This is a genomic window from Xanthobacter versatilis (assembly GCF_043193975.1).
Lineage (GTDB): Bacteria > Pseudomonadota > Alphaproteobacteria > Rhizobiales > Xanthobacteraceae > Xanthobacter > Xanthobacter autotrophicus_E.
The window spans coordinates 63,508-80,669 of the sequence record NZ_JBAFVB010000009.1; the positions used below are offsets into that span (position 1 = coordinate 63,508).

The 17,162-nt window shown below is 66.9% G+C and carries 14 protein-coding genes; 9 read left to right on the forward strand and 5 right to left on the reverse strand.

The features are described from left to right. Window positions 1–8: 8 nt before the first annotated feature. Window positions 9–1,211, reverse strand: coding sequence for a pyridoxal phosphate-dependent aminotransferase (locus V5F66_RS16880; protein ID WP_394007638.1), 1,203 nt, complete (start codon window positions 1,209–1,211; stop codon window positions 9–11). A 299-nt stretch (window positions 1,212–1,510) separates the two neighbouring features. Between V5F66_RS16880 and V5F66_RS16885 the strand changes: the two genes are divergently transcribed. The 4 genes from V5F66_RS16885 (at window position 1,511) to V5F66_RS16900 (ending at window position 5,397) form a co-directional block, all read left to right on the forward strand. Beyond that, entirely contained in the window at window positions 1,511–2,134 is a 624-nt protein-coding gene (locus V5F66_RS16885; RefSeq protein ID WP_393999213.1) for a glutathione S-transferase family protein, read from the forward strand. Between the two features lie 182 nt (window positions 2,135–2,316). Beyond that, the gene (locus tag V5F66_RS16890) at window positions 2,317–2,679 is read left to right on the forward strand and encodes a hypothetical protein (RefSeq protein ID WP_394094314.1); all 363 of its coding nucleotides are present in this window, start codon (window positions 2,317–2,319) and stop codon (window positions 2,677–2,679) included. A gap of 7 nt (window positions 2,680–2,686) precedes the next feature. Further along, complete coding sequence (locus tag V5F66_RS16895) at window positions 2,687–3,931, forward strand: PQQ-dependent sugar dehydrogenase (RefSeq protein WP_394094315.1); 1,245 nt, start codon at window positions 2,687–2,689, stop codon at window positions 3,929–3,931. A 101-nt stretch (window positions 3,932–4,032) separates the two neighbouring features. Continuing rightward, window positions 4,033–5,397: an 8-oxoguanine deaminase gene (locus V5F66_RS16900; RefSeq protein ID WP_394094316.1), complete on the forward strand. Its 1,365-nt coding sequence runs from the start codon at window positions 4,033–4,035 to the stop codon at window positions 5,395–5,397. A gap of 18 nt (window positions 5,398–5,415) precedes the next feature. Here the strand turns inward: V5F66_RS16900 and V5F66_RS16905 are convergent, their stop codons facing one another. Together V5F66_RS16905 and V5F66_RS16910 are read right to left on the reverse strand one after the other, a co-directional pair. Further along, the gene (locus V5F66_RS16905; RefSeq protein ID WP_394094317.1) at window positions 5,416–5,763 is read right to left on the reverse strand and encodes a DMT family protein; all 348 of its coding nucleotides are present in this window, start codon (window positions 5,761–5,763) and stop codon (window positions 5,416–5,418) included. 340 nt (window positions 5,764–6,103) lie between these two features. Continuing rightward, window positions 6,104–6,895 carry a hypothetical protein gene (locus V5F66_RS16910; RefSeq protein WP_394094318.1) on the reverse strand — a complete coding sequence of 264 codons (792 nt, stop codon included), beginning with the start codon at window positions 6,893–6,895 and terminating at the stop codon, window positions 6,104–6,106. A 199-nt stretch (window positions 6,896–7,094) separates the two neighbouring features. Here V5F66_RS16910 and uvrB point away from each other — a divergent pair, with 199 nt between their 5' ends. Both uvrB and V5F66_RS16920 read left to right on the forward strand, forming a co-directional pair. After that, window positions 7,095–9,695 carry an excinuclease ABC subunit UvrB gene (gene uvrB / locus V5F66_RS16915; RefSeq protein WP_394094319.1) on the forward strand — a complete coding sequence of 867 codons (2,601 nt, stop codon included), beginning with the start codon at window positions 7,095–7,097 and terminating at the stop codon, window positions 9,693–9,695. A gap of 171 nt (window positions 9,696–9,866) precedes the next feature. After that, the gene (locus V5F66_RS16920; RefSeq protein ID WP_394051930.1) at window positions 9,867–10,496 is read left to right on the forward strand and encodes a trimeric intracellular cation channel family protein; all 630 of its coding nucleotides are present in this window, start codon (window positions 9,867–9,869) and stop codon (window positions 10,494–10,496) included. Between the two features lie 39 nt (window positions 10,497–10,535). Here the strand turns inward: V5F66_RS16920 and V5F66_RS16925 are convergent, their stop codons facing one another. Beyond that, window positions 10,536–10,991 carry a DUF930 domain-containing protein gene (locus V5F66_RS16925; RefSeq protein WP_394094320.1) on the reverse strand — a complete coding sequence of 152 codons (456 nt, stop codon included), beginning with the start codon at window positions 10,989–10,991 and terminating at the stop codon, window positions 10,536–10,538. 237 nt (window positions 10,992–11,228) lie between these two features. On the opposite strand from V5F66_RS16925, the gene V5F66_RS16930 reads away from it, so the two are divergent. Beyond that, window positions 11,229–11,777, forward strand: a complete 549-nt coding sequence (locus tag V5F66_RS16930) for a DUF2478 domain-containing protein (protein WP_394094321.1) — start codon at window positions 11,229–11,231, stop codon at window positions 11,775–11,777. 260 nt (window positions 11,778–12,037) lie between these two features. Then, the gene (locus tag V5F66_RS16935; RefSeq protein ID WP_012114739.1) at window positions 12,038–12,775 is read left to right on the forward strand and encodes a hypothetical protein; all 738 of its coding nucleotides are present in this window, start codon (window positions 12,038–12,040) and stop codon (window positions 12,773–12,775) included. Between the two features lie 14 nt (window positions 12,776–12,789). Here V5F66_RS16935 and V5F66_RS16940 read toward each other — a convergent pair whose 3' ends face one another. Next, complete coding sequence (locus V5F66_RS16940) at window positions 12,790–13,224, reverse strand: GtrA family protein (protein ID WP_394094322.1); 435 nt, start codon at window positions 13,222–13,224, stop codon at window positions 12,790–12,792. A 356-nt stretch (window positions 13,225–13,580) separates the two neighbouring features. Here V5F66_RS16940 and carB point away from each other — a divergent pair, with 356 nt between their 5' ends. Then, window positions 13,581–16,943 carry a carbamoyl-phosphate synthase large subunit gene (carB, locus tag V5F66_RS16945; protein WP_394094323.1) on the forward strand — a complete coding sequence of 1,121 codons (3,363 nt, stop codon included), beginning with the start codon at window positions 13,581–13,583 and terminating at the stop codon, window positions 16,941–16,943. Window positions 16,944–17,162 lie beyond the last annotated feature (219 nt).

The following is a 17,162-nucleotide window of genomic DNA, read 5'->3' on the forward strand; positions in this document are numbered from 1 at the left end:
TGCCCGGATCAGCTCAGGGAGCCGCAGAAGCGCTGGATGCGCCGGCAGGCTTCCTCAAGGTCCGACGTGGCGGTGGCATAGGAAATCCGGAATGCCGGGCCCAGGCCGAAGGCCGAGCCATGCACCACGGCAACGCCTTCCGCCTCCAGCAGCTGGGTGGCGAAGTCCTCGTCGCTGGCGATGGTGACACCGCCGGGCGTGGTCTTGCCGATGGTGCCGGCGCAGGACGGGAAGACGTAGAACGCGCCCTCGGGCTTGGGGCAGTGCAGGCCCTTCGCCTGGTTCAGCATGGACACCACCAGGTCGCGGCGCTCCTTGAACACCTTGTTGTTGGCGGCGATGAAGTCCTGCGGTCCGTCCAGCGCCTCGAGCGCCGCCCACTGGGCGATGGAGGAGGGGTTGGAGGTGGACTGGGACTGCAGCGTGCCCATGGCCTTGATGAGGGCCTCGGGGCCGGCGGCGTAGCCGATGCGCCAGCCGGTCATGCAATAGGCCTTCGACACGCCGTTCATGGTCAGCGTGCGGTTATAGAGCTTCGGCTCCACCTGCGCCGGGGTGACGAACTTGAAGTCGTCGTAGACGAGGTGCTCGTACATGTCGTCGGTGAGGATCCACACCTGCGGATACTTCACCAGCACGTCGGTGAGCGCCTTCAGCTCGTCGAAGGAATAGGCCGCGCCCGAAGGGTTGGACGGCGAATTGAAGATGAGCCACTTGGTCTTGGGGGTGATGGCGGCTTCCAGCACGTCGGGACGCAGCTTGAAGTTGTCCTCGATGGTGGTCATCACCGGCACCGGCTTGCCGCCGCAGAATTCCACGATGTCCGGGTAGCTCACCCAGTAGGGGGCGGGGATCAGCACTTCGTCGCCGGCATCCACCGTCGCGACCAAAGCGTTGAACAGCACCTGCTTGCCGCCGGTGCCCACCGTGACCTGCGAAGGCTTGTAGTCGAGGTCGTTTTCGCGCTTGAACTTGCGGCAGATGGCGGCCTTCAGCTCAGGGATGCCGTCCACGGCCGTGTACTTGGTCTCGCCCCGGCGGATGGCGGCGATGGCCGCTTCCTTGATGTTCTCGGGTGTGTCGAAGTCCGGCTCGCCGGCGGAGAGCGCGATGATGTCCCGCCCGGCCGCCTTGAGCTCCCGCGCCTTGTTGGAGATGGCGATGGTCTGGGAGGGCTTGATGCGCTTCAGGGCGGACGAGATGAGGCTCATGGCCTTTAGGCTCCGGACGCGCCCGGCCGCACGAGGCAAAAGGCGGCGCGGGCTGGGCATTTGGCAGGATCGCAGCCGGCTCCTGCCGACGCGGCGCGGACACTAGTTCAGCCGCCGCCCGCAAACAAGCAACGATCTTGAATATCGCGGCACGCGCCCGTGATGGATCGCCACGGCTCGGGCGCGGCCCTTGCGGCAACGCAACCCACGGGCCACATGAAGGCGCGACGGCCAAGCTCGGCGGGCGCGCATCAGGCGGCGATCGCATTGAAAGACGTTGGATCGCGGGGAGGGGACGGGTGCTGACGCTCTATTCCACCCAGGCCTCGGGCAATTCCTACAAGGTGCGCCTTATTTTGGCGAAGCTTGGCCGGCCGTTCCGCCTGGAAGAAGTGGACATCTTCGCCGGCGAGCACCGCACCCCGGAATTCCTCGCCCGCAACCCGGAGGGACGGGTCCCGCTGCTGGGCATCGACGGGCGCTTCCTCGCCGAATCAAACGCCATCCTCTTCTATCTGGCGGACGGCACGCCCTTCCTGCCCGCCGACCCCTTCGATCGGGCGGAGACGCTGCGTTGGATGTTCTTCGAGCAGCATAGCCACGAGCCCGGCATTGCCGCGGCGCGGTTCTGGCTCAAGCAGGTGCGGGGCGGCCGGGACCTGCGCACCCACGACGTGGACCGCTGGATGGAGGAGGGATACGCCGCCCTCAAGGTGATGGAGCGCCATCTCGCCGGCCGGCGCTACTTCGTCGGCGAGGCTCTCACCATCGCCGACATGGCGCTTTATGCCCACACCCATGTGGCTGAGGAGGGGGACTTCTCGCTGCGCGGCTTCCCCGCCGTGCGGGCGTGGCTGGAGCGGGTGGCGGCGGAGCCCGGCCATGTGGACATGGAATGGCGGCCGTCTGTCGCGGAAACATAGCGGGGATTGATCGCGGTTCCGTGAGGGGGTGACATCATCTTGCCATGATATGCAAAGGCCAAGCCGCCGTGGCGCCACGATTCCTTTCCACTCTCGCATGTGTCGGCGGAACTGATTCGCAAGCGTCGACGTTGGTTGGTTGCGTTCTACTGAGCGAGATCATCATGTCCGGACGGTGTGACATGGAAGTTGGGCACTTCACCCTGGGGCGGTTTGATCGCCCAGGCGCGGGCGTCTCGTCCGCCGATCCGGAAGTACTTGCCCGCGCGGTGCGTGACCACAAGGTGGGCGACGCGCTCGCCCAAGCGGCTCTCACCTTCGCCCTCATGCTCGCCATCGGCGCCGTCGCCTTCGTGCTCAGCGCGGAGCATGCGGCCGCGGCCAGCCAGCTCATCGTCAACGGCGTGATCGACTATTCCGGCATCCTGCTCGGCCTGGCCATGGCCGGCAGCGTCCTTCTTGTCGGCCGCCGTGCCGCGCAACGCCTCGTCCGCGCCAGGTCACGGACGGCCCGTGATGCCGAGTTCTTTCGCCGGCCGCGCTGAGCCGGCGATGCAGCTGCGACCCGATCCCCGTTTCCGTACCCTGCCGCGCGAGGTGGGCGGGGTTCTTGCCCGGCGCGATCACCGGCAGCGTTCCTCTTTTCCCCGTCCCGGCCGCCGCGCCGCCATCGCTGCGCTGGCGCTGCTCGGCCTGCTTGTCGCCGGCGCCTTTGCCTTCGCGGCCGACGATGCCGGTGCCGCGAGGCGCTTCGCCGGCGAAGAGGTGCGCGTGGTGCCCTTCGCTTCAGGGCTCGAGCGTCCCTGGAGCATGGCCTTCCTGCCCGATGGCCGCCTGCTCGTCACTGAGCGGCACGGGCGCCTGCGCGTGATCGATTCCTCCGGAAAGCTCGGCGCTCCCATCGCCGGCGTGCCCGAGGTTGCGGCGCGGGGGCAGGGCGGTTTGCTGGATGTGGCGCTGGACCCGGCCTTCGCCACCAACCGCCTGATCTATCTGAGCTATGCCGAGCCCCGCCCGGACGGTGCCGGCACCTCCGTCGCGCGCGGGCGCCTCTCGGAGGACCTGACCCGGCTCACCGACCTGCAGGTGATCTTCCGTCAGCAGCCCGCCCATTCCGGCGGCAACCATTTCGGTTCGCGGCTCGTGTTCGCGCCGGACGGGATGCTGTTCGTGACGCTGGGTGAGCGCTTCGACCTGATGGACAAGGCGCAGGACCTCTCCACCACCCTTGGCAAGGTGGTGCGCATCGCGCCGGATGGCTCGATCCCGGCGGATAATCCCTTCCGCGACCGCCCCGGCGCGCGGCCGGAAATCTTCAGCTACGGCCATCGCAACGTGCAGGCCGGTGTCATCGAGCCAGCCACCGGACGGCTGTGGACCGTGGAGCACGGTCCGCGCGGCGGCGACGAGGTGAACCGGCCGGAGGCGGGCAAGAACTACGGCTGGCCTATCATCGGCTACGGCCGGCATTATTCCGGCGCCAAGATCGGCGTCGGGACGCGCACGGAGGGCATGGAGCAGCCCCTGTTCTATTGGGATCCCTCCATCGCGCCCTCCGGCGCGGCCTTCTACTCCGCCGACCTTTTGCCCGCGTTCAAGGGCCAGCTCTTCGTCGGCGCGCTGGCGGGGCAGGCGCTGGTGGAGGTGAAGGTCCGCAACGGCGCCGTGACCGGCGAGGAGCAACTGCCGTTAGGCAAGCGCATCCGCGACGTGCGGCAGGGACCGGACGGGGCGCTGTGGCTCGCCACCGACGACACCGGCGAGATCCTGCGCGTGGTGCCCGCCGCCGCCAAATGAGTGGCCCTGACGGGATTCCCTTGGGTCCCCATCGCTCCTAACATCGGGTCGCCGATGGCGCTTGGCTCTTGATTCCGGGCGCCCTGTTCCGCGGAGACCCCATGGCCCAGACGCTGCTCGCCCGCAACGCCCTCGTCCTCGTCACCATGGATGGAGAGCGCCGGGAGATCCCGGGCGGCGGGCTCTATGCGGAGGACGGGCGCATCGTCGCGGTGGGGCGCCCCGCTGACCTGCCGGCGCAGGCGGACGAGATCATCGACCTTGCCGGCCATGTGGTGATCCCCGGCCTCGTCAACACCCACCACCACATGGTGCAGAGCCTGACCCGCGCGGTGCCGGCGGCGCAGGACGGCGAGTTGTTCGACTGGCTGCGCGCGCTCTATCCGCTCTGGGCCGGGCTGACCGGCGAGATGGTGGAGACGGCGACCCTGACCGCCATGGCGGAGCTGATCCTCTCCGGCTGCACCACGTCGTCGGACCATCTCTACATCTATCCCAACGGGGTGCGGCTCGACGATTCCATCCGCGCTGCGCGGCAGGTCGGCATGCGCTTCCACGCCGCTCGCGGCTCCATGAGCGTGGGCGAGAGCAAGGGCGGCCTGCCTCCCGACCGGGTGGTGGAGGACGAGGGCTTCGTGATGCAGGACGCCGAGCGCCTCATCGGCGCCTATCATGATCCGGCTCGCTTCTCCATGCTGCGGGTGGTGCTGGCGCCGTGCTCGCCCTTCACCGTGAGCCACGACCTGATGCGGGACACGCTCCGCCTCGCCCGCGCCAACGGCCTGACCCTGCACACGCATCTTGCCGAGAACGATTCGGATATCGCCTTTTCCCACAAGACCTTCGGCATGGGCCCCACCGAATATGTCCGCGAGCTGGGCTGGGTTGGGCCGGACGTGTGGCATGCTCACTGCGTGAAGCTGGACGAGGCGGGTATCGCCCTGTTCGCCCGCACGGGCACAGGCATAGCCCATTGCCCGTGCTCCAACATGCGCCTCGCCTCGGGCATCGCGCCGGTGAAGCGGTTCCGCGCGGAAGGCATCCCGGTGGGCCTCGGGGTGGACGGCTCGGCCTCCAACGACAGCGGCCATCTCCTGGCTGAGGCACGCCAGGCCATGCTGCTCCAGCGCGTGGCCTTCGGCCCCGACGCCATGAGTGCGCGCACGGCGCTGGAACTGGCGACTTTGGGCGGCGCGCGGGTGCTGGGACGGGACGACATCGGCGCGCTGGCCCCGGACATGGCGGCGGATTTCGTCGCCTTCGACATGTCGGCGCTGGCCTATGCCGGGGCGCTGCACGATCCGGTCGCGGCGCTCCTGTTCTGCGCGCCGCAGCAGGTGAGCCTGAGCATCATCAACGGCCGCGTGGTGGTGCGCGACGGCCGCCTCCTCACCATCGACCTGCCGGCGACGGTGCGGCGGCACAATTCCTTCGCCGCCGAGCTGGCGGCGCTGGCGCCGTCCTGATGGCGGAAATGCCGCTGCTCAGAACTTGTGGAAGATGAAGAAGGCCCCGGCCGAGATGAAGGCGAACCCCACAAGGTGGTTCCAGCCCAGCGGCTCCTTCAGGTAGAGCACCGAGAAGCCGGCGAAGACGAGGAGGGTGATGACCTCCTGCATGGTCTTGAGCTGGGCTGTTGAATAGACCTCAGATCCGAATCGGTTGGCCGGAACTGCGAGGCAATACTCGAAAAATGCGATGCCCCAGCTGGCAAAAATCGCCAGCACCAGCGGCGCCGATTTGTGCTTGAGATGCCCATACCAGGCGAACGTCATGAAGACGTTGGAGGCGACAAGCATCACGATGGGGGTGATCTGGGGCGGGATCGTCATGGGGCAGGGCATCCGGTTGTGTGGGACCTGAGCCGCCTCTAGCACGAAATGCCCGCCCCAAGACTCCTCACCTATTTTTGCTTGTCCTGCGCCTTGGTCTGGGGCGTGACGGAGGAGGCATTGGCGGCTTGCCAGGGGCTACGTCGGTGTCTTGTCCGCGGTGTCTGGCCGCTCGTTATGGCGTTGATCGCCCCCGCCGAGTTTTGATGCCGGCACCCCGATGGTGACGAGCCCGAACCGTTTCCGTCTCAAGATGGCGGTCGGGGGCCGTGCTGGCGCTTGCGGACGCTGCGGCGGGGGATTTGAGGGGGCGGGGCAAAGCGTCCCCGCCGTTCCCGCATCAACGGCCTTTTCCGACGGGTTTTTGTTGCTGCGCGCCCGGCGCCGCCGCGCCCGCCTGCGCCGTCGCGGCTTCTGCATTCGCCTTGTTCGCGTCGGGGGTGTTGGATTGAGGCTGGCTCGAAGGGCTCGGTTTCTGCGCCGCCTCGGTGAGACCCGACATGCCAGCCAGGAACGAACATTGCTGATGGTAACGGTCAGCATCGCGGATCGCCAGCGAAACCGGATAGCTGGTGACGGTTGATTGTTCTCGCTTACTCATAATCAAACCCAATATCTGTTCGCGGTTTCGCTTCATCTGCGTAATGACGAGCGTAATCAGTTGACTTTGAAGGACTTCTGAATCGAAGTTAGCGCTCGTGCTGTTGCTGATCGTGGCAATAAACGTCATCGCTTTCGTTACGCCCTGCGTTGTTGATAGGGTGCCGACGGCATTGGCGATGGTCGTTATTTCGCTAAGGCCGAACTTTCGTGCTGTCACCTGAGCATAAAGATAATCAATATATTGTCCACATAGGGCATCTGATCTCTGGAGTAGGGCATCCTGTACCCAGTCACGATGAGCAGAGCTCGTAAGTGCGTACTCAAGTATTTTTTCTGAAAGGATCGGAACTTCGGTTGACGAGAAGGCGGAAGTCATGCGGCCGACCTGGCCGGTGTCTACGTTCACGCCATACACATCGGTTGCGGGATACTCCGCAAGCGGAATCGGCCGCATGCTTTTGTTCCAATAGGAGCACCCACCGCACAAAAGAGCGCTCATAATCACAACAACACGACCAATAAATTGCACGGTAGCCCCCCTTCAATCTCCCCGGCACGATTGAAGGGTTAACGATCTGTCAACGTCAATTTGATTGTGTTTTTGTCATATACAATATTAAGGTGTGTTGCTGTGGCGCAACACGCGGATGCTAGGATTCTCGCACCGTCACTTTTGTCGTTGTGACAGCCGCCTTCCGTTCTGCGCCTGAGACCCCCATATTCCCCCCATGGCCAAAGCATCCCGTCCCGGTAAGCTCGGAGAGCGCTCCCAGCGTCATTTCGAGCCGGCGCCCCAGCAGGCGCTGGATCCTGAACTCGCACAGTCCCTCGGGCTCGCGCCCGGGGACGTGAGCCTCGATTTCGCGTCCGCCGGGGCCTCCGCCACGGTGCAGGCGCTGTCGCAGCTGATCGAGAACGGGCGGCCGGAGGTCAACGGCCAGACCTGGGTGCCCCATCGTCCGCCGCGTCCGGAGAAGTCCGAGGGCGGCGTCAGCTTCATCATGAAGAGCGATTTCGAGCCCGCCGGCGACCAGCCGCAGGCCATCGCCGAGCTGTGCGCCCAGGCGCAGGCCGGCGAGCGCGATCAGGTGCTGCTGGGCGTCACCGGATCGGGCAAGACCTTCACCATGGCCAAGGTGATCGAGCAGCTCCAGCGCCCGGCCATCGTGCTCGCACCCAACAAGACGCTGGCGGCCCAGCTCTACGGCGAGTTCAAGAGCTTCTTCCCCGACAATGCGGTGGAATATTTCGTCTCCTACTACGATTACTACCAGCCGGAAGCCTATGTGCCCCGGACGGATACCTATATCGAGAAGGAATCCTCCATCAACGAGCAGATCGACCGCATGCGCCATGCGGCGACACGTGCCCTTCTGGAGCGCGACGATGTGATCATCGTCGCCTCGGTGTCGTGCATCTACGGCATCGGCTCGGTCGAGACCTATTCGGCCATGACCTTCGACATCAAGGTGGGCGAGCGCATCGACCAGCGCGGCCTGCTGGCCGATCTCGTGGCCCTGCAATACAAGCGCATCCAGTCGGATTTCGCCCGCGGCACCTTCCGGGTGCGCGGCGACGTGGTGGAGATCTTCCCCGCCCACTACGAGGATCGCGCCTGGCGCGTCTCCCTGTTCGGCGACGAGGTGGAGAGCATCGCCGAGTTCGATCCGCTCACCGGCCACAAGAGCGGCGACATGAAGAGCGTGCGCGTCTACGCCGCCTCCCATTACGTCACCCCGCGTCCGACGCTGATCCAGGCCATCACCGGCATCAAGGCCGAGCTGAAGATGCGCCTCGACGAGCTCTACAAGATGGGCCGCCTGCTGGAGGCCCAGCGGCTGGAGCAGCGCACCCGCTACGACCTGGAGATGATGGAGGCCACCGGCAGTTGCGCCGGCATCGAGAATTATTCGCGCTGGCTCACCGGCCGCAAGCCGGGCGAGCCGCCGCCGACCCTGTTCGAATATGTGCCGGACAATTCCCTCGTCTTCATCGACGAGAGCCATGTGACCGTGCCGCAGATCGGCGCCATGTATCGCGGCGACTTCCGCCGCAAGGCGACGCTGGCGGAATACGGCTTCCGCCTGCCGAGCTGCATGGACAATCGCCCACTGCGCTTCGAGGAATGGGAGGCCATGCGGCCGCAGACGGTCCATGTCTCCGCCACCCCCGGAACCTGGGAGATGGAGAAGACCGGCGGCGTGTTCGTGGAGCAGGTGATCCGGCCCACGGGGCTGATCGACCCGCCGGTGGAAGTGCGCCCCGCCCGCACCCAGGTGGACGATCTGCTGGGCGAAGTGCGCGCCTTCGCGGCGAAAGGTTACCGCACGCTGGTGACGGTGCTCACCAAGCGCATGGCCGAGGACCTCACCGAATATCTGCACGAGCACGGCATCCGCGTGCGCTACATGCATTCCGATATCGACACCATCGAGCGCATCGAGATCATCCGCGACCTCAGGCTTGGGGCGTTCGACGTGCTCATCGGCATCAACCTGCTGCGCGAGGGCCTCGACATCCCGGAGTGTGGGCTGGTGGCCATCCTGGACGCGGACAAGGAAGGCTTCCTGCGCTCGGAGACCTCGCTGGTGCAGACCATCGGCCGCGCTGCCCGCAACGTGGACGGCCGCGTCATCCTCTATGCCGACCGGGTCACCGGCTCCATGGAGCGGGCCATGGCGGAGACCTCCCGCCGCCGCGAGAAGCAGGTGGCCTACAACACCGCCCACGGCATCACGCCGGAGAGCGTGAAGAAGGCCATCGGCGACATCCTCAACTCCGTCTACGAGCGCGACCACGTGCAGGTGGATGCGGGCCTGGCGGAGGAGGGGGCGGCCTTCGGGCACAACCTCAAGGCGGTGATGGCGGACCTGGAGAAGCGGATGCGCGCCGCCGCCGCGGACCTCGACTTCGAGACCGCCGCCCGCCTGCGCGACGAGATCCGCCGGCTGGAGGCGACCGAGCTGGCGGTGGCCGACGATCCCCTCGCCCGGCAGGAGGCGGTGGAGGACAAGTCCGGCGGCTTCCGGGGTCCGCGCAAATACGGCAAGGCGGCCAACCTGCCGCCCAAGGAAGACGCCGGCAAGCTCTTGCCGCGCGGCCGCGGGGCGGGGCGCAAGCCGCGTGCGGGAGAGGACCAGGAGGGGATGGGCGAGGAGCAGGCGTCTTACGTCGCTCCGGTCACCCGCGCCCACAAGCCCTCCCTTGACGACATGGGTCCCGGCTCGGACCGCGCCGTGCCCATCACGGAAGACACCTTCCGCCCCGGCCCGCGCCCCGATCCCGGCACCAAGGGCTACCGGAAGGGCGGGCGACGGTCGAAGGGGTAAAGCCAAGGGCCCGTAAACAAAGCTCACGGGCCCTTGGTAAAGCTCGCGCGGCGCTTGAGCGGAGCCACTTGGCGTCGGTCAACGACCGAGGCCGATGGTAGAGGCCGCGCCGCTCGCCCATCCCGCCGCCCCCGTGCTACGCCCTGCGGACCGTGGGGCGGGGAGGCGGGCATGGAGACGGCGGATCTTCTCAAGGTTCTCTACATCGTCGCCATCGTGGCGGAGGCGATGACGGCCGCGCTGGCGGCGGGGCGGCGGGAGATGGACTGGGTGGGCGTGTGCCTGCTCGGCTCGGTCACGGCGCTCGGCGGCGGCTCGGTGCGCGACGTGCTGCTGGGCCGGCATCCCCTGTCCTGGGTGCAGCATCCGGAATACCTGCTCATCACCTGCGGCGCGGCGCTGGCGACCATCATGGTGGCGCGTTACATGCGCCACCTGCGGCACGTCTTCCTGTTCCTCGATGCGGTGGGGCTGGTGGTGTTCACCGTCATAGGCTGCAACGTGGCCATGAGCCTCGACATGCCGGTGGTGGTGGTGATCGCCGCCGGAATGATCACCGGCTGCGTCGGCGGCGTCCTGCGCGACGTGCTGTGCGCGGACGTCCCGCTGCTGTTCCGGGCCGAGCTATACGGCACGGTGTCCATCGTCACCGGCGGCCTTTATGTGGCGGGCAAGGCGCTGGATTTGCCGCACGATCCCCTTACCATCGGCGTCATGGCGCTCGGGTTGGGGATGCGCATGCTTGCCCTGCGGTTCGGCTGGCGCATGCCCAAGTTCGTCTACACCGAAACGATCCACTGAGGACCGATCGCGGTCATTCAAGACCAAGACCGAAGGCCCTTACGGCACCAGCGAATGCGCCGACCACTCGTCGCGGGGCACTTCCTCTCCCAGCGTGTAGCTGAAGGTGTCCACGTCCATGCCGTCGGCGCTGGTGTGGCAGGTGTAGGAGAGGTGGTACCAGTGCCCGTGGCTGCGAATGGCCGCCCCCGGCGCGGTGATGGAGGCCTCCCCCAATTGCGGATCGGCGAAGGCATAGGCCACGGCCTCCTCGGGCTGCATGTCGGCATGCTCGCGCCCTACGGTGCCCATGGCGCGGGCGTTGCAGCGCTGCTCGATGCGGGTGGGCAGGTCCACGTGCAGCATCGCCGCGTCGCGCTTCGGCTGGCCGTTGTCGGGCTGGGCGGTGTGGGAATGGCTTTTTTTGGAATGGGTGTGCTTGTGAGCCGCCTCGGCCGGCGTCGGCAGGGCGGCGAGCGACAGGGCAACGAAGGCTGGCAATAGCAGCGTTGACAAGAGGAGCGTTTGCAAAAGGCGCTTCACGAGGGTTCACATCCACGGCTGACAGTCCCGAAGCCCTGCGCATAATAGAATGTCGTGGCAAGGGTGGGACGCACCGCGCGAAGATGTGACCCGTTTTCCACGTCGCGACATGTGATATGCTGGTTTAGATATAGCTTTGATGGCGTCGCCGGGTGACGGCTCCAATGCTATAAGGCCCCGCGAGGGTAAAACGCAGGATTGGATCTGGGGATGGCGGGTGAGCGGGCGATGATCCTCGCCGTGCAGGGGGCAGACCGGGAGAAGATCCAGTCCCTGCTGATCGAGGCGGCCGAGGGGCTGCGTGCGTCCGGCGTGCGCGTCCTGGGCGTGGTGGAACATCTGCCGCCCGGCTGCGCCCACGAGGACGTACTGCTGCTCGACCTCGTCTCCGGCGAGACCAATCGCCTGCACCAGAATCTCGGCCCCGGCGCGGCCGGCTGCAGCCTCGATCCCGCCGGGCTCGCGGCCGCTTCCGCAGGCGTGGAGCGGGCCATCGCCGCGCGCCTCGATGAGGGCGGCGACCTCTCCGACACGGTGGTGATCCTCTCCAAGTTCGGCCGTCAGGAGGCAGAGGGGCGCGGGCTCACCAGCGCCTTCCACGCGGCGGTGGCGGCGGAGCTCTCCGTGCTCACCTCGGTTTCCCCCACTGTGCGCGACCAGTGGGACAGCTTCGTCGGCGATCTCGCGCAGATCGCCCCGGCCAGCCTGAGCGAGGTCGAGGACTGGTGGGGTTGCTTCGCGCGCGAACTGGTGGAGTGAGGCGCGGGCCGCAATGCCCGCCGTCCGCCCCCTTCGCCGGACAACGGCTTGCCATCTAACGGGTTTTGCCGTCGCAGAAGCGCGCGGAAGATGCCACGCAGGCACGGGGTGAGGCGTTTCTTCACGCCGGCCGGTATCCCCTTGGCTCGAAAACGCTCTAAGAAGGGCGTCGGGCAGGGACGATCCATGGCGTTTTGCGCGGCGGTACCGCGACAGGCCGGGGACGACCAGCCCTTCCTCGTCATGTCCAGAAGGCAGCCATGGCCCAGCGTCGTCCCCTTGCCCGTCCGGCCGCGCCCGGCACCTTCCCCGCTGCGGCCCTTTGCGCGGCCTTTGCCGCGGCCCTGGCCCTGACGGCCTGCCAGGGCAATCCGGACAGCTGGGGTACGGGCGTGGTGAAGCAGTCCGACGCGTTCGGCGATTATTCGGAGACGGTGGTGGCGATCCCGCGGCCCACCGCCGGCCCGCGCCAGTTCCAGTGCGCCGGCCCGTTCGCGCCCAATACCAGCGCCGTCAACATCGCCGCCGATTTCGGCCAGGCCAATGTGGTGACCGGCAACATCATCTCCCCCGATGGCAGCACCTCGCCCGGCCTCGTGGTCCTGCCCAACGATCCGGCGCTGAGCCTGGAGATCGCCTGGAAGGACGCCATCGACATGGTGGGCCCGCGCCGGGTGGCCTTCACCGAATCCAGCGCCTGGAGCGTGAACGGCATCGCCATCGGCTCCACCCTCGCAGATCTCGAGAAGGCCAACGGCAAGCCGTTCCGGGTGCAGGGCTTCGGCGGCAATGGCGGCGGCGTGGTGGCGGACTGGCGCGGCGGGCGGCTCGGCAACCTGGGCGGCGGCTGCACCCTCGGCGTGCAGCTGGCGCTTTCGGCCAGCGCTTCGGACCAGGCCCAGGCGCGGCTGTCCGGGCCAAAGAGCATTGCCTCCAGCGATGCGGCCCTGCGCTCTGCCGCCCCAACCGTGGGCGTGTTCTGGGTGACCTACCGATAGCTGGTCGGTTCGGCTCAGGCCTGCCGGGCGCCGGTGCGGTGGGCGAAGGCCCACACGCGATAGCCGGAGAAGGTCCACAGCATGGTGATGCCGGTGGTGATGGACTGGGCCAAAAGGTAGTAGATCCCCAGTTCGTGCACCAGCAGGCCCATGATGAGGCCGTTCAGCACGAAGGCTACCCCGGCCACCACCATGAAGCGCGGCACCGCCCCCGCATGGGAGCGGGTGGATTCGAAGGTGAAGCGGCGGTTGAGGCTGTAGGAGACGATCCCGCCCACCACGAAGCCGACCCCGGACCCCGCCACCGGGCCGGTGAGGCTGTTTTCCACCAGCAGCGTCAGCGCCGCGAAATGGGCAGCGGTGGCGGTGAGGCCCACGCCCACGAAGGTGGCCAGCTGCCGGATGAGGGCGCGGTATCTGACGACCAGTTCGGCGAAGGTGGTTGGCACCGCGTCTGTCTCCGGAGGGAGTGAGCCGTCAACGTCGGCGTCATGGCTTCCGTCGCCGCAAATTATGGTCTAAGGAAGCCCATCAGCGCGCAGGGTGAAAGAGAATTCCCGAGGTGTGACCTCCTCGCACTTCCTCCGCCCCCATGCGCGCACGCTTCCGGGACTGCCCGGGGCGGTGCTCGATCCTTTCGGGGGGCGCGTGACCCGCGGCCCTTTTTTTGCGCCCGGAGCGCGATAGGAAAGGCGCGAGTGCCCCTGAGGCAAACCTGCCCGGAAGCATCGACGAAACGGATCCCGCGGTCCGCCCCCGTGTCTACCCGGGAGCGGGCGGCGACGGTGGAGAGCGCCAGACAGAAATGCCGAAACGCACCGATATCGAAACCATCCTCATCATTGGCGCCGGTCCCATCGTGATCGGGCAGGCCTGCGAGTTCGACTATTCCGGCACGCAGGCGGTGAAGGCGCTCAAGGAGGAGGGATACCGGGTCGTCCTCGTCAACTCGAACCCCGCCACCATCATGACCGACCCGGACATGGCGGACGCGACCTATATCGAGCCCATCACCGCCGAGATCGTCACCAAGATCATCGAGAAGGAGCGCGGCGACCGCTCCAAGGGCTTTGCCCTGCTGCCCACCATGGGCGGTCAGACGGCGCTCAACTGCGCCCTGTCGCTCAAGAAGATGGGCACGCTCGAAAAATACGACGTGGAGATGATCGGCGCCACCGCCGAGGCCATCGACAAGGCCGAGGATCGCGAGCTGTTCCGCGAGGCGATGACCAAGATCGGCCTCTCCACGCCCACCTCGCGCCAGATCAAGACCCTGTCCCAGGCGCTGGATGCGCTGGAGGTGGTCGGCCTGCCCGCCATCATCCGCCCGTCCTTCACCATGGGCGGCACCGGCGGCGGTATCGCCTACAACAAGGCCGAGTTCATCGAGATCGTGGAGCGCGGCATCGACGCCTCGCCCACCAACGAGGTGCTCATCGAGGAGAGCGTGCTCGGCTGGAAGGAGTATGAGATGGAGGTTGTCCGAGACAAGGCGGACAATTGCATCATCATCTGCTCCATCGAGAACATCGACCCCATGGGGGTGCACACCGGTGATTCCATCACGGTCGCCCCGGCGCTGACGCTGACCGACAAGGAATACCAGATCATGCGCGACGCATCGCTTGCGGTGCTGCGCGAGATCGGGGTGGAGACCGGTGGCTCCAATGTGCAGTTCGCGGTGAACCCCGCGGATGGCCGCCTCATCGTCATCGAGATGAACCCGCGGGTGTCGCGCTCCTCGGCGCTGGCCTCCAAGGCCACGGGCTTTCCCATCGCCAAGGTCGCGGCGCGTCTCGCCGTGGGCTACACGCTGGACGAGATCGAGAACGATATCACCGGTGGCGCGACCCCGGCCTCCTTCGAGCCCACCATCGACTATGTGGTGACGAAGGTGCCGCGCTTCGCCTTCGAGAAGTTCCCCGGCGCCGATCCGGTGCTCACCACCGCCATGAAGTCGGTGGGCGAGGCCATGGCCATCGGCCGCACCTTCCAGGAATCCCTCCAGAAGGCCCTGCGCTCGCTGGAGACCGGCCTCACCGGCCTCGACGACATCGAGATCGAGGGGCTGGGGCAGGGCGACGACAAGAACGCCATCCGCGCCGCTCTCGGCACCCCCACCCCGGATCGCCTGCTCTATGTGGCGCAGGCCATGCGCCTCGGCCTGACCGACGAGCAGATCCATTCCGCCTGCAAGATCGACCCCTGGTTCCTCGCCGAGATCCGCGGCATCGTGGAGACCGAGGCGAAGGTGCGCCGGCTCGGCCTGCCGGTCACCGCCGGTGCCTTCCGCAGCCTGAAGGCCATGGGCTTTGCCGACGCCCGCCTCGCGACCCTGGCCGGTCTGTCGGAAGCCGAGGTGCGGGAACGTCGGCAGCGCCTTGACGTGCGCCCGGCCTACAAGCGCATCGACACCTGCGCGGCCGAGTTCGCTTCGCCCACCGCCTATATGTATTCCACCTACGAGACGCCGTTTGCCGGCGCCGTCGCCGACGAGGCGCGACCTTCGAACCGGCAGAAGGTGATCATCCTCGGCGGCGGCCCGAACCGGATCGGGCAGGGCATCGAGTTCGACTATTGCTGCTGCCACGCGGCCTTCGCCCTGAAGGACGCGGGCTATGAAGCCATCATGGTCAACTGCAACCCGGAGACGGTCTCCACCGACTACGACACCTCGGACCGGCTCTATTTCGAGCCGCTGACCGCCGAGGATGTGCTGGAGCTGATCGCCCGCGAGAAGACCAGCGGCACGCTGAAGGGTGTCATCGTGCAGTTCGGCGGCCAAACCCCGCTGAAGCTCGCCAAGGCGCTGGAAGATGCGGAAGTGCCGATCCTCGGCACCTCGCCGGACGCCATCGACCTCGCCGAGGACCGCGACCGCTTCAAGACCCTGCTGGACCGCCTGAAGATCCGCCAGCCCGCCAACGGCATCGCCTACAGCGTGGAGCAGGCGCGTCTGGTGGCGGCGGAGCTGGGCTATCCCATGGTGGTGCGCCCCTCCTACGTGCTGGGCGGCCGGGCCATGCAGATCATCCGCGAGGAGAGCCAGCTCGGCGACTATCTGCTGGAGACCCTGCCCGGCCTCGTGCCGCAGGAGGTCAAGGCCCGCTACCCCAACGACAAGACCGGCCAGATCAACACGGTGCTGGGCAAGAACCCGCTGCTGTTCGACCGCTACCTGTCCGACGCCATCGAGGTGGACGTGGACGCCCTGTGCGACGGCACCGACGTGTTCATCGCCGGCATCATGGAGCACATCGAGGAGGCGGGCATCCATTCCGGCGACAGCGCCTGCTCGCTGCCGCCCTATTCGCTCTCCCCGGAGATCCTCGCCGCGCTGGAGAAGCAGACCGCCGCCATGGCGCTGGCTCTGGGCGTGGTCGGGCTGATGAACGTGCAGTACGCCATCAAGGGCGATGTCATCTATGTGCTGGAGGTCAATCCGCGCGCCTCGCGCACGGTGCCCTTCGTGGCCAAGGTCATCGGCCTGCCCATCGCCAAGATCGCGGCGCGGGTGATGGCCGGGGAGAAGCTGGCCTCGTTCAACCTTGAGCGGCCGCAGGTGGCGCACATCGCCATCAAGGAGGCGGTGTTCCCATTCGCCCGCTTCCCCGGCGTCGACACGGTGCTGGGCCCGGAGATGCGCTCCACCGGCGAGGTGATGGGCCTCGACACCGATTTCGGCGTCGCCTTCGCCAAGAGCCAGCTGGGCGGCGGCACCAAGGTGCCGAAGTCCGGCACTGTCTTCGTGTCGCTGAAGGAAGGCGACAAGGAACGCATCCTGCCCTCCATCAAGATGCTGCTGGATATCGGCTTCAAGGTGATCGCCACCTCGGGCACCCAGCGCTTCCTGGAGGAGCATGGGGTGCCGTCGGCCAAGATCAACAAGGTGCTTGAAGGCCGTCCCCATATCGTGGACGCCATCAAGAACGGCGAGGTCCAGCTCGTCTTCAACACCACCGAGGGCGCGCAGGCCCTCGCCGACAGCCGGTCCCTGAGGCGAGCGGCCCTCTTGCAGAAAGTGCCGTATTACACCACGCTGTCGGGAGCCATTGCAGCGGCGCAGGGGATCAAGGCCTATGCAGGCGGAGATCTCAAGGTGCGCCCGTTGCAGGACTATTTCGAAGCCGGCGGGCAAGAGGCGCGGGGCAAGGCCTCCGTCGCCTGATTCTGCGTCCGCTGGGTGCGGCGCACGTGGGCCCGGGTTTGTCCCTGGGCTTTTTGCCTCCACGGGCGTTTTCGACGTGCCTGCCCAGCGCATTCGCGTCGGGCAGGTGGAGCCTTCGCCGCCGTGCGGCTCCCTAGGGAGTTTTCCGCCGGGCGGGGGCAGCCGCCGCAACCGTGGGCCAACGCCGCGCGGTGCGGCTTTCTTTTCTAGCGCCGGAGG